Raw genomic sequence first — 14,377 nt, 5'->3', positions numbered from 1 at the left:
CGATGGCCGACAACGCAACCGACACCGGTCCCCTCGTTCTCGTCGTCGACTACGGCGGTGTCCTGACCAACCCCATCGCCGACACCATCGCGGCGTTCACCGAGTACATGTCCGTGCAACCGGCGGACCTGATGGGTGCCCTGTTCACCGCGCACGATGATCCGGACGAAACGATCATGGCCCCGCTCGAACGCGGCGAAATCACCGAAGGGGCCTTCCTCGACCGAGTCGGAGCGGCACTGGAAACCATGACCGGACGCGCTATCGACCTCTCGCAGTTCCGGCCGGCATGGTTTTCCGGCCGGGTCCCGAACACCGAACTCCTCGACTACCTGCACACCTTGAAGTCCGAAGGACGAACGCTAGGACTGTTGACCAACAACGTCCGAGAATGGGAACCCGAGTGGCGAGGAATCGTCCCCGCAGGCCTGTTCAGCGTCGAGGTCGTCTCCGCGAACGAAGGTGTCCGCAAACCCGAAGCCGAGATCTACCGGCGTACGACCGACCGGCTCGGCGTCCCCGCGGCCCGATGCCTGTTCGTCGACGACGACCTACGTAACTGCCAGGCCGCCCGAGCGCACGGAATGCAGGTACATCACTTCACCGACACCGCCGGAACCATCGCGGCAATCGACGCCTGGTTCGGACGTCAGCAACCGGCCGCGCAACCCACCGCAGACACGCTCCTCGAGGAGTCCGCATGAGCACCCCCGAATCGACACAGTCGGCCCCCGAACGCTGGTGGACACTGACAGCGGTGTGTCTGGGAACTTTCATGCTGTTCTTGGACCTCACCGTCGTCAACGTCGCGCTGCCCGCAATGCAACGAGACCTCTCGGCGAGCTTCGAGCAGTTGCAATGGGTGATCGACGCCTACGCCTTGGCTCTGGCCGCATTTCTGCTCACCGCCGGCTCGATAGCGGACAGGCTGGGCCGAACACGTCTCTTCGTCATCGGCGCACTGGCGTTCACACTCGCGTCCGTGGCCTGCGGCCTCGCCGGATCGGCAACGCTGCTCAACGCAGCACGTGGAGTTCAAGGTCTCGGCGCGGCCGTCATGTACGCCGTCGGGCCTGCGATGATCGCAGCCACCTTCCACGGACGCCAACGAGGAACAGCCTTCGGCATCTTCGGAGCCACCTCGGGCATCGCCATCGCTGCGGGACCTCTGATCGGAGGAATCCTCACCGAAGTGGACTGGCGATGGGTGTTCTACCTCAACATCCCTGTGGGACTGATCATTCTGGCCGTCGTCGCTCTGAAAGTCCGGGACCACCAGACATCGACCGCGCGCCGCGGCCTCGACCCCCTCGGTCTGGCGCTGTTCTCCGCAGGTCTGTTCGCGTTGATCTTCGGAATCATCCGAGCCCCCGTCGTGGGATGGACCGACCCCCGTACCGCGATAGCGCTCGCTGTCGGTGTGCTCGCCCTCTTCGGCTTCGCTGCGGTCGAGCGCCGCGTCCGCAACCCCATGCTCGATACGGTCCTGTTCAAAAACCGCTCCTTCAACGGCCTGTCCGCAGCAACGTTCGCCATCAACTTCGCAGTCACGGCCACCATCTTGTTCTCCGTGCTGTGGATGCAAGGAGTGCTGGGCTACTCGGCGATCGAGACCGGATTGAGGTTCCTGCCGCTCACCGGTGTTCTGCTCATTTCCGGGGCGGTAGGCGGAATACTGAGCGCCCGCATCTCGACATCGATCCTCATCGGAATCTCACTGCTGTGCACAGGGATAGGGTTTCTACTGTTCCGTGTCGCTGATGTCGGAGACAGCTGGACCGCGCTACTACCGGGATTCGTGATCGCGGGACTCGGTATGGGACTGCACAATCCACCCCGTGCGAGCGCGGCAGTGGCTCTCGTGCGGGCCGAAGACTCCGGGATGGGAGCTGGGATCAACGAGACCTTCCAGCAGGTCGGTGCGGCATTGGGCGTTGCGGTACTCGGAGCGCTGGCTCACCGGACCATCGAATCCGAACTCGACACCGTGTACGGATCCGCCCTGTCCCCGGACCAACTCGACGCCACCGTCGACGCAGTCGCGTCAGGGGCCGTCGCGTCGCTGCAAGAGACCGGACAGGACGTTGCCGGAGCCGCAGAAATCGCGTTCGTCTCGGCGCTGCATCAAGTAACGACGATCGCCGGAATCGTCACCCTCATCGGTGCGATCGCGGCATTCACCCTCATCAGACGCAAAGACTTCCTGGTCGACCCCGCAGCAGCAGACCCACACGCGGCGGCCTCCCCGCTACCCCGCGACGCGCCGTCGACCGGACACGAGGACGTGATCTCGGCCGAACAATCCAGTCTCACCCCGCCACGCCCGTCAGGAGTCCGGACATGACCGAGCACACCGTCCTCATCGTCGGCGCGGGACCCACCGGTCTGACGCTCGCCTGCGAACTCGCACGCAGAAACGTCGACCACCTGATCATCGACAACAAGTCAGGGCCGTCTACAGAACCGAAAGCGCTCGTACTCTGGAGCGCCGCACAGGAAAGCCTGCGCATGCTCGGTGTCGATCCCGCAGTATTCGATGCAGGCGTCACCCTCGACCGAGCGTCGTACTGGTCGAAGGGGGCGCGAGTGGGCCACGTCGACTTCAGCGGCCTCGAACGGCCCGGACTGCACAAACCACTGTCCCTCCCCCAGCCCCTCGTCGAGGCAGCGCTCCTCGAGCTCTACCAGGCGCTGGGCGGCACTGTCCGCTGGCGCCACAAGTTCCTCGGGGCCCTCGATCCAGAACCTACTGGACCCGGCGAAGAGGCGAAGGCGTCACTGGTCGGCCCGAGTGGAATTCGCTTCACCACAACGGCCAACTGGATCGTGGGCACCGACGGCGCGCACAGCACCGTACGGAAAACGGCGGCCATCGACTTCGACGGCGACAGCTATGACGAAGCGTTCCTCCTGGTGGACGGCACCCTGGGAACCGACGGGCCCGTCGGTGAGGCCCAGTATCACCTCCACCCCGACGGGGTGACGGTCGTCGTGCCGCTGCCCGGCGGAGGGCACCGGGTCTTCCTCGGGCACCGCCAGTCCACGTCCACGGCCCCCATTCCGCCGACCCAGATCACCGATCGAGCCAACACCCTCCTCGACCAACGCGGCCTCGACCGCTTCCGCGTCAGTAATGTGCTCTGGCAAAGCGACTTTCGAGTCCACCGGCGACTGTCATCGCGCTACGTGTCGGGCCGTTTCGTACTTGCCGGCGACGCTGCACATATTCACAGTCCCGCGGGCGGTCAAGGTATGAACACCGGAATACAAGACGCGACGAACCTCGCGTGGAAACTGGCGGCAATAGCGCTCGACCGGGCCGATGCAGCACTACTCGAAACATACGAACTCGAACGACGACCCGTCGCGCAATCGGTCGCAGCAATGACCGATCTCCAGACGAAACTGTGGACCACCCGGGCCGCTGTGCCGCGGTGGATCCGCGACAGGATCCTGGGATTCCTCTCGGCAACAGGGTTACTGGCCAGACGTGCCGTCCCTCAACTGGCGCAGATCGACACGAACTACAGTCCGTCGGCGGCCCGCGCCGGCGGATCCGGCCGAACGATTTCCCCGGGCAAGTTCCTCCCCGCGCACCCCGTCCAGTTCGACGGTCACGACGACAAATTGTTGCCTGATCTCCTGCAGGACCGACGAATGTTGGTCCTGGCCACCATCACCAGCTTCGACGAACTCCGGGCGCTACACGCCATTCTCGACTCGTGGGGATCGCGTATCCACGTCGTGGTCGTAGTCCACTCCCCCACAACGCTTCTCAGCGCAACTCCCACCGTGATCGACACCCGCGAGATCATTTCGAGCGAGCTCGGGCAGGGCGGTGTCGCCGTCGTGCGGCCGGACCGAATCGTGGGTATGACAGGTTCGCTTCGGGACCCCTCCGCGCTGCGGAACTATCTTACTGCTGTTGCCGGCCCTGCCGCCGCACCACCAGTCGAACGTCGTCACCCCGAGCCGCACGCCCCGAAGGAGACAGCGTCATGACCGAATTTCCCCACGTGAGAATCGGAACAGGACTCGAGGTATCCGCAATCGGATTCGGCGGCATGGCACTGACGTCGATGTACGGTGAGTCGGATCCCGATCAGGCCTTGAAGACCCTGCATCACGCCGTGGACCTGGGCATCGACTTCATCGACACCGCAGATGTGTACGGCCTCGGAACCAACGAGGAACTGATCGGCAGACTCCTCACCGACCGTCGCAACGAGGTCACCGTCGCCACCAAGTTCGGTATCGATTCATCCGGAACCGAGCCCGGTCGCAGAAGCCGCGGAGATAGGGCTTACGTCCGCCAGTGCATCGACAACAGTTTGCGGCGTTTGAACATCGACGTGGTCGATCTCTACTACCTTCACCGGGTCGACCCGCACATACCGATCGAAGAGACCATCGGAGCGATGGCAGAACTCGTCGACGACGGCAAAGTCCGCCATATCGGCGTGTCGGAAGTGACCGCCCCCGAACTCGAACGTGCGCACCGGACCCATCCGCTCGCAGCGGTCCAGTCCGAGTGGAGCCTGTTCAGCCGCGACGTGGAGAACAACATCGTCCCGACCGCAGCCCGACTCGGCATCGGATTCGTCCCCTATTCACCCCTGGGCCGGGGAATGCTGACCGCATCGATACAGCAGGAGGCATTCGGCGAGAACGATTTTCGTCGGTTCCTTCCGCGATTTCAACCCGAAGCTTTCGTGACGAATACCGCCGCGCTCGCCCCGTTGGTGGACATCGCGGCACAGCAGGTACGCACACCCGCACAGATTGCGTTGGCCTGGCTTCGAGCGAAGGGCACCCAGTTCTCGCTGCCCGTCGTTCCGATCCCTGGCACGAAACAGCCGGATCGAGTCACGGAGAACGCCGACTCGCTGTGCATCGAACTCACGCCGAACCAGGTCACGGCCCTCGACGCCGTGGCCGACTCCGTCACTGGAACACGGGCACCGGACATGAGTTGGGTATCCGCAGGCCGCGAGTAGGCACAGGCGTCAAATGTTTGCGTAGCCGCATTCCCGCCTCGTCGATCAGATCGACGGGGCGGGAATTGTGCTGTCGGGAACCGTAGCGTCACTGCGTCGAAGAGCTCGGATTGTGATGAGTCCAACTGCCGCCACGACGAAAGCGCAAGTGACCCAGGGGATCCACGCTGGGTTGGCCCCCAGCACACTTCCCGTGGTGACCAGAAGAGTGACCCATACGGTTGCGGCGGCGATATTCAGCACCGCGAACCTGGGGAACGACAACGAGGAACCCGCAGCGAGCCGTGGCCCCAAGGTCCTCGCGCCCCCGACGAAATGCGTGGTCACGGTTCCGACACTCGCATCTCCGGAGAACAACCGACGTGCCCGAGCGAGCACCCCGTTGATCAAGCGCGCAAAGCGGTTCGAGCCGGCGATATCGGCGCGACACGATCCCCGCCTGATGGACCGAAAGGCCAGCTGAGCCCCTGCAGTCGAGGAAGCGATCAGGATGATCGACGTGACGACGGGATCGAGTTCGCCCAGTCCTACGAGAGCACCGACCGCCAGAACCGTGCCAGTGCCGGGAAGGAGAAACCCGACAAGCAACCCGGATTCCACCAAGAGGATGGCAGCGGCAACGACCAGTACCGCTGGTGCGCACCATGATGCCAACATCGCCAAAGCATCGATGATCAGATTCATCAGATCCCCACGTCTGTCGGTGGAATTGCGCTGCCCTCAAATACGAGCGATAGCTCGTACAATATCAGGCTTCCGGATTCAGTGCTTCTCCGGAGGGACGCACTTCTCCGAACTCTGGTTGCAAAGATTGATTGACCAGGGTGGCAGAGTCAATGTGGTCACGTTGGCGGTCGCGATCCTCTACCTGGCCCTGATTCCGCAGTTCATCGACCCCGGGGCCGGGCAGGTGATAGCGCGCGGGTTTCAACTAGGCGCTGCATGTGCAGATCCAAGAGCTCGCGGTGTCCAGAACCGACAACGCCGTCAAGATCGTACTTTGCTGGGGAGATATTGAATCCGGATTACCAGCGAACTTCTCGTAGGCGGAGCATAGTCGGTGACTCGGTGACCGCCGGGCGATGACGTGATGCAAGACGACCAGTCTTGATATGCAGCGTCACCGGTGTTGACTTGAAACTGTTGTTGGACAAAGTATGTGGAACGCGAGGCAAGAACCTGCCCCCGCGAGACAGCGACTGAGAGGCCGTGTCGGACGGTCCGATGGACTGGCAGGTCGGCTACCTCCGTTGAATAAACAGCGGCCGATGGAACTGCTCGCCTTCTGGGTGGTCGAACCGTTGCCAGCCGAGCGACACCCAGAACTCATGGGCCTCTTCGGAGTACGCAAACAGTCGCCGATGTGGGTGCCTTTCCATTAGCGCCTGTACGACTCGGGTGCCTATGCCGCGCTCCCGCGAGGATGCGGCGACCTCCAAGGTTTGGATCTCCAACCGTTCCGGCCCCAATTCCGGTGCGTTCGTGTAATCGTGGTTGATGTCACCTGGATCGTCGAGTTCGATGCGCGCGATCTCGGCACCGCCTGACTGGACCTGGACGTACCATGGGTCGTCAAAATGGTACGGGACGTAGTCCCACCAGTGCTCTTGCTCGTATTTGATCTCCAGGTCGAACGGCGGTTGCCAGGAGTACCGGCTTTCTCCTCCGCGGCGCATATCTAGGAGTTCGATAGGCACCGTGGTCATACCGGTCATTCTATCGTCACGTTAGTAACGGTGAAAGGACTTGTTTCAAGTAGGTTGTTTGTTATTCGTACCCCTGTAAGTCGTTCTGCGAGCGCAAATGATCCCGCAACGTGGTGGAATTCTCGTCCTGGCGTTTCGTCGAGGTCTATCCCGCCGACTTCGGCGATGAGGGCGACGATGTGGGCGCGTGATTCCGGTGGCTGGCGGTCGGCAAGTACTCCTGCCAGGTCTGCTTGTGGCAGGAGGGGCTCGAATGAGGTTTTCTTGACACCTCCCGACCACCACACGAATCTGTCGGCACCGTGCGAAACAACATTATGCGTCATGATTATTTCGGCCATCGCCGTATCTGAGATGCCGAGAAATCCGGGTGCCTGCAGCAGCATCGTCCACCCGTTTGCGACCTCGGCAATTGCGACCGGCTGGACTCGCACTCCATCGACGTCGTGTTGCACACCCAGGCTATGACTCTCGCGAAGTGCGGCTTTAGCGCCGACTACCGAGAGCCTGTCATCGGATGTTCTGAGGCTGGTCAGAATATCTCCTGTAGTACTCGCGTCAACGAGTGCCAAACAGTAACCGTCGGAGGTGAAGAACTCGAACTCTTCGACCCAAAGGTAATCACGATAGTTCGTCACGTCCCCTCCGTCTCGCTGTGCGTACCTGCACGGCCGGGCTTGCGTCGGCCATCCCCACGGCCGCATAGCTGGCGTCGCCGATCGCCCGTCGACCTTCGATCCTGATGCTTCACGAGTAACCCCCATTTCGTAGGTCCATGCGCCGAGCGCCAGATTTCGGCGATCAATGAATAGGGGCGTTCGTCGAACGAGTACGGCGGCTGAGCGTCGAACGAATCGGGACCGGCCCAAACCCGGGTTGCCGCATCATGCAAGCACCGCACGAGCACCCCGGTATTTCGGAAATGTGCCGTCCACGCCACTGGGTCGTCGCCTGTTGGTGCGGTATTAATATCCAGGATCTCGATGATCCGGTCTGTGACATCGTTGAACTCGAACAGCACAAGACCTGGAGAGTATCTCGATTCCGTTGCGGTTGTGTCAGTCGCAGCCTCTACGGCTTCGACGAGCCACCGAAGTGCGTCGCCGTCATCAGCGAATCGAGGCTCCGATTCCAGCGCTAAAGCGTGGTCCACCTGGCGAACGGCGACCACTTCGCGGCCGACGATGGTTGCCACGCAGGGCACCTCCAAGATTGCATCGAGAAAGTCGTAGGCCGTGTCGATCTGTCCGTCGCCGTCGACCGAATATCCCACCACAGTCAGGTCCGTATCCAGAGTCAGCAAGAAGGAGGCGTAACTCGCGCCAGCCATCTCTTCTCCCTCGGTACCGAGTTCCGAATCGACGACGATGTGGGCGATGGATACGAGCATGGCATACGGGTTTGCATCGACGCTGGTAACGGTGTCCATGCCGGATCCTCGCTCGTAAACGCGAGATATGTCGATGTCGGACACCAATTCGGTGACCCACGACTCCGACGCGCCATTGAGGTCCGAATCGAGCTCCGTTGCGGCGGCCGAGAAGTGAGCGTGGAGGATCTGCTGTACGTACATGGGCGCAGGCGTGAGACGCGACACGACCTCGAACAGCGCCCGCTCGTTCGGGAAGATACGCACCTTGTCTGCCAGCTCCAGCTCGACCAACGTCGGCTCGAAGTCTTTCCTATTGGCTGTCAGAAACACCAGCTTGTCGGCGTTGCCTGGACCGATATGACGCACGGCATCACGAGCCATTGCCGAGTCCGACGCACCCGTCCGCACGTGCTGCTGCTTCTAACCCGTTCCGAACGTTTTCCTGGTGCCAGCTCCGATAGCCAGGATCTGGTCACGCAGCCCCTCGATAGCGGATTCGCCGTGTGGGGGGGACTCTGACGACGTTGGGCATACGGTCCAGATGTGCCGATATCGCCTCGGCGACTCGGATCGGGTCCTCCAGTAGAGCTTCGAAGGCCTTTTCCATCCCCGGTAGGCCGGTGGCGGCGAGTCTTCGCATGTTCGCCCTAACCTCTTTGGCCTGATCCACCGCGTGTGCGGACCACTCCCAGATGACCTGTTGGGGGACCCACAGTTGGATTCCATGGACGCCCAGACGCAGGGCGAGACCCTCGACCGACTCGGCTATGAAGTTGCCGCGGTGGATGTTGGTGTCCAACACCACCGCCTGGATCAGGGCCGGCTCCTTCTCGACCTCCCCGACGTCCTCGGCGATACGGAGGGCATCGGCGGCCGGGTCTTCGGTCTGGTCAGACTCTTCATCCGTCAAGGGAAACAACTCTCAGAAAGCCCAGTGGCCACGTCGTCAATCGCGACGAATTGACCACGGTCGACCTCGGCCATTCCGAGGTCTCATGGACGGGTTCAGTAGCTTCGGCCATGGACAGAGCCTAGCGTTTCCAAGGGTGCCGCCGCGATGCTCGACTGCTGCCCGGGTACACCGCCATGGCACGTCCCGCTGGCCCGTCATCTGATATCTAAAATCATTACCGATAACAGATATTTGTCAAGTAAAAGCTGGAATCCGTTCCTATGCAACATGTTTTGACGATGTGTACTGCGGTGCGCTCTGAGTGCCGAAGTCACGTTGGGCCGAGATGTGCAAGCCTCTCGGTTCGCTGATCGACTTGACCGGTGAAGCGTCTATTGAGCGGCCCGCATTTCGCCCACGGTCAGCTCGACCGTGCCCCGGTCTCCCCAATCGTCGAACCACCACGGTAAGTACTTCACGCCGCCAGGCATCGGGGCGTAATCGGGGTATTTGTCGAGGATTTGTCCCACGTGCTCGAGCGCCCGTACGCAGTCCATCAACCACTTCGTTGCAGCCAGCGCCTCGCGCAGCTTGTCCTCTGTGACCGTGACGCGTCGGCGCTTCTGTGCTGACCATTTCTTGTCTGCGAACTCCATTCCGTCGACTCGAACATAGTTGACGGTTCGATGCGGGGGCTCGCCATCGATCTCTTCCAAATAGACCATGTGCGCCAGGTCATTTCGCACGTCCCGAACCATTACAGCAGCGGACTTCATCTCTGCACCGGGCGCCCGAATCCCTGCGTCGCGCGCAATGTTCTTCATGGTCTTGCCGAGTTGGTCCGCGTTCGGGTGCACGAATTCGTTCTGGTTCTCGATCCCTGCCGCGTGATACCGGTGCCACCGCACCTGTTCGACCAGATTCGACCAACCGCCGAGCACTTGAATGATCAAGCGCTCGATCGTCCAGGACGGTATGAACGCCTCGTTCTCGAAGTGCTGCATCTGCTTGAAATGTGCGCGTGTCTGGTCCGGGCTGCTCACAGGTCGAGGTGGATGCGGCCGGTGTCGTTCAGTTCGTGCGCGTCACACAACCAGGCTGCCACACGGATGGTCGCCTTCGGGAGCTCGACATGTGCGATCCGCAGATGCTTGCCGACCACCTCGTCCTGTCGTGTGGCCTTCGCCGTGCAGCCGCTGACCGCGCACTCGTGCTGTTTCGGAGTTTCGTCCATACAGCGGAACGTACGTGCCGTCCTGTTCAGTGGTCTGTCGAACGACACATTTTGGTCGCGGACTGTCAGTCTTCAGAGACGCTGTGGCCGCGCGACTCGACGCGCAGGTCCTTCGCGGCGTCAGCGTGTTGCCGGCCGATTTCGGCGGCGACTTCGGCGAGCTCGTCGATCGCATCGCTGTCCTGATCGCGGTAGAGCATCACCCCGCAGGCGCCCGCCGTCATTGACACCATCTGGACGAGGTCATCCCCGAACCCGATTGTTCGCGTGACCACGGTGGGTTGCACCTCGCCCTGCCAGATCAGTAGCAGGTGCACAGGCAGGCCAACGTCTGCTTGGACTGCGTTGACTGGCTGGTAGACGTTTGTCCCAATCTGCTCAAGTTCCTCGGCGGGAAAGGCGACGATCGTGTGTGTCTGTGTGCCGACCACGATGAGGAGCGGATCGTTCATTACGTAACCGTGCATATGATAAATGGTGGGGAGCAATGTGACGGCGGTGGTGTTGCTGCGCAACACATCTAGGTGCACCGTGGGCGGTTCGATTCCCGAGGCGTGAATGATTCTCTCGGCGAGCATCTTCCGACCTGAAGCAGACCAGCGGCGTACGGTGCGTGTTGCTACGAAGCCGTCCTCTTCATCGCTTCGTGGACGTGGGCTCGGGAACTGCTTGGCGAAGTCGTTCAGCCGGGCCTCGGTGTTGTCACCGGCGTGCCCGAAGCCTCCTATGTGGGCGAATGCGGCCGCGACGTCGCGGGATTCGTTGCGCTGCCGGATCCCGTCGATTACTAGATAAGCCTGTTCTGCGTCACCGTGTGCCAGGAGGGCAACGATGGTCGGGCAGTGGACGAGATTATCGACGGTCAGGCCGCCGGGACGATCAACCAGGTCGTTGAACTCGTCGGTTATGGACTCAATGATGCCCAAGGTTCCCCCCATGTCAATTTGGTGTCACGACATCGGACTGCGCAGCAGCAACAGTACGAGCTATCGAGACGGGCTGACTAGGGAGTGGACATGGGTAAGTCGAAGTCGAGGTGCGCGGCGTGGCCTCGCCGATCGTCATTCTGGGATGCGGTGATGTCGGCGACGGCCGCCGGGTGGGCGGCGACGGCTCGTCTTTGTACAGTGCTGGTTGTCATCTGCTCGGCCACTGCGATCTGCATGAGGCTGCTCGATGCACGAGCGGCCACCGCGTTGATGTCCTTACTCCCAAATCTATGAGCTTCACTGCCGCTGGACCGCATAGTATGCCGGCAGTGGGCGTTGACGGAAGACGCAAATCTGTCGTGTCGCGAGTTCTGGTCGTGTACCTGTGTACGCGCGATCGGCATCCGGGGATTGTGATGCGAGTCGTTCCACGCCCAAACTGCCGGTGGGGGACAGCCTGGCGGCCGTCAGGACATCCTGACCGTGAATGCGCACGCGGGCACCGCTGGCGAAGGGCCGAGCAATACGAACTAGTCTTGATATGCAGGGTTGTGGCTGGAAAGGGTTCTAGGGCAGAGCCGTTCGGAGATCTTGGACTTAAGTATCGGATGGCAACGTAGGTGGGCTCTGCCACCTGATCTGGGAGTTGGTGACAGCGATCTTGGACAACCTGCATCGTCACCTTGGTAAACGTCGGGTGGCAACCTGCTTCTACTGTCACTCGGACAGGTGTGTGCGTTGATTCGGTGGATCTCTCGGTTTCAATGTCACCGAGCGCCAGTAGATGTCGGATATCTACGCAGGACGTGCACTCTCAACTGCCTGTCACTAGTCCCAGGTCGTCTGCCGCTCGAAAGTATGCATCTGCAGTGTTCAGAGAAGGCTATGGCTGGGCGGTCGAGAAGGAGATGCTGACTGGCGCAGAAGAAAGGTTGGCGGCGAGACCTACGCCGGTGCGCCCGGACTGACGATCAAGTTGGGCAGTTAGATCCCTGCCCCTGGTCACTAATCTAATCTCAGGTTTGCTGTCACCCGACGTTCCTACCCAGCGTTCGCAGCCTTCTGGTCTGCGGCATCCTTTTTCTTCGAGATCAGTTCAACGACGTCGTGTAATGGCTTCGTTCCTGCTCCGATAATGAGACCCGTGGCCAGAACTTCAACCCAGACGGCTCCACTGCTGATGCCGACCGTATGCAGAAAGTACAGGTTGAGCTTCGCGGCCGCGAACATCGAAATGATAGTAGCGAGGGTCCAAAATAGAACTGCACCACCGAAACTGGCGGTCTTCTCTTTTGCCGCCGCCTCCGCGGCCGGGTCAGCCTTGGTGTTGGCCATCTCCGTCGCGGTGTTGACTTTTTTCGCTGCGTCGTTTGCTTTCGAGACAGCGTTGGCGGCAGCGGTCTCTAGCGCGTTGTTGGTGGGGTCGTTCGCGGCGGTAACCGTCGCGTGATCGACCGCTCTGACGGCCATGGCCCAACGCTCTTGAGTAATTGCGACTCCGTCAATCGCATGTTGCCACGTCCTTGCCGCAGCTTTGGCTTGGACTTGTTTCGCCTCTTTGGCCGGAGCGACGATGGCCCGCGAGATGGGTTCTAGGAGGCGTTCGATACCCAGTGCTGCGACGAAGAACACCGCGAAAATCGTTAAACCCTCGACAGGCTTCCCTGCGGCTGTCCCGAGAAGAGTGCCAATGTCTTCTTTTGCAAACCATTCTGTGGTCGCCCAGCATGCAGCGGCGACGGCGACTAACGCCGCTCCTGCGTAGCAGATTTTCCGTTTGACGCTGTAGCTTGCGGTCGCGACCCCCGCCTTGACCACGCTGTCCGGAGGTGGAGGGTCTTCCCCGGCGGCTGCGAGCGACGTGGGCAGCTGCAGTTGCTCGTCGGCGGCTGCGATCTCGATTGCTTCGGCAACGGAGCCCGTCTCATCGACAGTGGCGGTGAAGAAGTTCGCAAAGGCCGGTTGCCCCGATCCGCTTCGAGGCTCTGGTGGAAGGACAGTGAGCTTGAAGCTATCGCTGAATGACATTGCTGTGCGTCCTTACCGTCAGAAAGTCGCTGCTGATGGACCAATGGTGCAGGACTGACGCGGGCGGTGCGAGCATAAACGAAGAATAACTCGCTGAACCCCTATTAAAATTAGTCTAACTAGCGAACAACATTCGCTAGTTACGGCTGCGAACCAGTTAATCCCAGGCATGTCCGCGGTCGTCTCACTTTGACTGGCCTTCTCGGCGTGATCAGGCCGGTGTTTGCGATGACTCATCTCCCTATTTTGGCATCATTCACCTCGAGCCGGGAAGGAAAGCGGCTCGCCGCTAAAGCAGTGGAGACAAGTCTAAGCAGGGCAGTGTTGGAGGCGGAGCAACTGTGATATTGGCGTTGAGGGGCGGGCCTCATTGAAAAGAAAACGGGTACCCGCCGTTGTTGATCTCGCCGCACTTGTGACGGCAAATGTCGATTTCGTCGGTGCCCAGCTCTACAGTGTCGCGTGTGAGTGAGAACGAGTCCGTCGGCGTTATTCAGGTGCCCGATCGTGTGCTCGAAGACCTCGCCGAGGTTCTGATCGACAGGCTCGATCAACTTCTCGATCGATTGACCGACCGGGCGTTGGATGCGCCGACAGCGGGATCGGCTGTCTGGGAATCGGAATGGAGCGATCGCGAATCGTCGATCGGCCGAGCTCGCTCTGTCGAGCGGTCTCGGGTTCGAGCGGAATTGCTGCGACGCGCAAGTGCCGGCCTCGGGATGGCCGACGTCGCTCCCCCGCTGCGGAGAGTGCGGTCCGGTCGTGTTCGTGTCGACGAGGCTCAACTGACTTTCTTCTGAAAGCGAGTATTTTGGTTCATGTTCGCTCTTTAGTGCAGCGAGCCAGTGGTCGTGGTTGTCGATACTGCCTGATTGTCCGCGAGACACCCTAGCCGCCATCTCCTGGCCACGGTTGGCGCACGGGCACATGGTCATTCGGACTGTATGCCGACAGCGTGAGCTCCAACGGGATTGTTCCTACTCGATCCCGGGTTCTGCGCTGAAGCCGCTCAGCGGTTGGTGGCGGTAAGGCGGTAGTTCGAGACTTCCAGCCGTCGTCCGTTCGGTCGAGGTCGACGGTTCCGGCATACCCGGTGAACGGGGTGATTTCACCGCTGCTGTGTTGGACGACGCGGTCGATGGTGACGGCAACGGTGGCCTGGTTGCCGCTGTCATCTCGGTGGCCGTGCCGTCGATGTAGATGCTCGTGTCTGGTCGGG

At 61.2% G+C, this 14,377-nt stretch carries 15 protein-coding genes; 5 read left to right on the top strand and 10 right to left on the bottom strand.

The features are described 5' to 3' along the window. Positions 1–2 precede the first annotated feature (2 nt). Genes BH93_RS27160 through BH93_RS27145 form a run of 4 tightly spaced genes read left to right on the top strand, consistent with a single transcriptional unit; the run spans position 3 to position 4,997 of the window. Positions 3–704 (top strand): HAD family hydrolase, encoded by a 702-nt coding sequence (locus BH93_RS27160; protein WP_052065182.1) that lies wholly within the window; start codon positions 3–5, stop codon positions 702–704. Continuing rightward, on the top strand, positions 701–2,344 hold the full coding sequence (locus tag BH93_RS27155) for an MFS transporter (RefSeq protein ID WP_052065181.1): 1,644 nt from the start codon (positions 701–703) through the stop codon (positions 2,342–2,344). Before BH93_RS27160 ends, BH93_RS27155 begins: the two co-directional genes overlap by 4 nt. Continuing rightward, complete coding sequence (locus tag BH93_RS27150; protein ID WP_052065180.1) at positions 2,341–4,002, top strand: FAD-dependent monooxygenase; 1,662 nt, start codon at positions 2,341–2,343, stop codon at positions 4,000–4,002. Before BH93_RS27155 ends, BH93_RS27150 begins: the two co-directional genes overlap by 4 nt. Further along, the gene (locus tag BH93_RS27145) at positions 3,999–4,997 is read left to right on the top strand and encodes an aldo/keto reductase (protein ID WP_037174528.1); all 999 of its coding nucleotides are present in this window, start codon (positions 3,999–4,001) and stop codon (positions 4,995–4,997) included. Before BH93_RS27150 ends, BH93_RS27145 begins: the two co-directional genes overlap by 4 nt. Positions 4,998–5,042: 45 nt before the next feature. Here BH93_RS27145 and BH93_RS27140 read toward each other — a convergent pair whose 3' ends face one another. The 10 genes from BH93_RS27140 to BH93_RS27095 all read right to left on the bottom strand — a co-directional run bounded on the left by BH93_RS27140 (position 5,043) and on the right by BH93_RS27095 (position 13,158). Then, on the bottom strand, positions 5,043–5,681 hold the full coding sequence (locus BH93_RS27140) for a DedA family protein (protein WP_052065179.1): 639 nt from the start codon (positions 5,679–5,681) through the stop codon (positions 5,043–5,045). A 557-nt stretch (positions 5,682–6,238) separates the two neighbouring features. Continuing rightward, on the bottom strand, positions 6,239–6,703 hold the full coding sequence (locus tag BH93_RS27135; protein WP_242459270.1) for a GNAT family N-acetyltransferase: 465 nt from the start codon (positions 6,701–6,703) through the stop codon (positions 6,239–6,241). 5 nt (positions 6,704–6,708) lie between these two features. Then, a complete protein-coding gene (locus tag BH93_RS27130; protein WP_037174527.1) occupies positions 6,709–7,341 on the bottom strand; it encodes a DUF6461 domain-containing protein in 633 nt (210 codons plus the stop codon). Next, complete coding sequence (locus tag BH93_RS27125) at positions 7,338–8,456, bottom strand: hypothetical protein (protein ID WP_165712983.1); 1,119 nt, start codon at positions 8,454–8,456, stop codon at positions 7,338–7,340. The genes BH93_RS27130 and BH93_RS27125 overlap by 4 nt, the downstream gene beginning before the upstream one ends. 91 nt (positions 8,457–8,547) lie before the next feature. Next, a complete protein-coding gene (locus BH93_RS27120) occupies positions 8,548–8,985 on the bottom strand; it encodes a hypothetical protein (RefSeq protein WP_155290979.1) in 438 nt (145 codons plus the stop codon). A gap of 374 nt (positions 8,986–9,359) precedes the next feature. Further along, a complete protein-coding gene (locus tag BH93_RS27115) occupies positions 9,360–9,971 on the bottom strand; it encodes a hypothetical protein (protein WP_155290978.1) in 612 nt (203 codons plus the stop codon). 35 nt (positions 9,972–10,006) lie between these two features. Then, positions 10,007–10,201: a hypothetical protein gene (locus BH93_RS27110; protein ID WP_037174523.1), complete on the bottom strand. Its 195-nt coding sequence runs from the start codon at positions 10,199–10,201 to the stop codon at positions 10,007–10,009. Between the two features lie 65 nt (positions 10,202–10,266). Beyond that, on the bottom strand, positions 10,267–11,127 hold the full coding sequence (locus BH93_RS27105) for a hypothetical protein (protein WP_155290977.1): 861 nt from the start codon (positions 11,125–11,127) through the stop codon (positions 10,267–10,269). 77 nt (positions 11,128–11,204) lie between these two features. Next, positions 11,205–11,393 carry a hypothetical protein gene (locus BH93_RS27100; protein WP_155290976.1) on the bottom strand — a complete coding sequence of 63 codons (189 nt, stop codon included), beginning with the start codon at positions 11,391–11,393 and terminating at the stop codon, positions 11,205–11,207. A gap of 778 nt (positions 11,394–12,171) precedes the next feature. Further along, on the bottom strand, positions 12,172–13,158 hold the full coding sequence (locus BH93_RS27095) for a hypothetical protein (RefSeq protein WP_037174521.1): 987 nt from the start codon (positions 13,156–13,158) through the stop codon (positions 12,172–12,174). A 464-nt stretch (positions 13,159–13,622) separates the two neighbouring features. Between BH93_RS27095 and BH93_RS27090 the strand changes: the two genes are divergently transcribed. After that, positions 13,623–13,958 carry a hypothetical protein gene (locus BH93_RS27090; RefSeq protein WP_155290975.1) on the top strand — a complete coding sequence of 112 codons (336 nt, stop codon included), beginning with the start codon at positions 13,623–13,625 and terminating at the stop codon, positions 13,956–13,958. Positions 13,959–14,377 lie beyond the last annotated feature (419 nt).

The organism is Rhodococcoides fascians A25f (assembly GCF_000760935.2).
Classification (GTDB): domain Bacteria; phylum Actinomycetota; class Actinomycetes; order Mycobacteriales; family Mycobacteriaceae; genus Rhodococcoides.
Note: the sequence above shows the minus strand (reverse complement) of the source record. Positions and strands in the feature narration are given on the sequence as shown.

Bases quoted from the DNA above. Each gene is read 5' to 3' on its own strand.
- BH93_RS27160 (WP_052065182.1), top strand. From the start codon at position 3: ATGGCCGACAACGCAACCGACACCGGTCCCCTCGTTCTCGTCGTCGAC.
- BH93_RS27150 (WP_052065180.1), top strand. From the start codon at position 2,341: ATGACCGAGCACACCGTCCTCATCGTCGGCGCGGGACCCACCGGTCTG.
- BH93_RS27135 (WP_242459270.1), bottom strand. From the start codon at position 6,703: ATGACCACGGTGCCTATCGAACTCCTAGATATGCGCCGCGGAGGAGAA.
- BH93_RS27145 (WP_037174528.1), top strand. From the start codon at position 3,999: ATGACCGAATTTCCCCACGTGAGAATCGGAACAGGACTCGAGGTATCC.
- BH93_RS27140 (WP_052065179.1), bottom strand. From the start codon at position 5,681: ATGAATCTGATCATCGATGCTTTGGCGATGTTGGCATCATGGTGCGCA.
- BH93_RS27095 (WP_037174521.1), bottom strand. From the start codon at position 13,158: ATGTCATTCAGCGATAGCTTCAAGCTCACTGTCCTTCCACCAGAGCCT.
- BH93_RS27110 (WP_037174523.1), bottom strand. From the start codon at position 10,201: ATGGACGAAACTCCGAAACAGCACGAGTGCGCGGTCAGCGGCTGCACG.
- BH93_RS27155 (WP_052065181.1), top strand. From the start codon at position 701: ATGAGCACCCCCGAATCGACACAGTCGGCCCCCGAACGCTGGTGGACA.
- BH93_RS27115 (WP_155290978.1), bottom strand. From the start codon at position 9,971: ATGCAGCACTTCGAGAACGAGGCGTTCATACCGTCCTGGACGATCGAG.
- BH93_RS27125 (WP_165712983.1), bottom strand. From the start codon at position 8,456: ATGGCTCGTGATGCCGTGCGTCATATCGGTCCAGGCAACGCCGACAAG.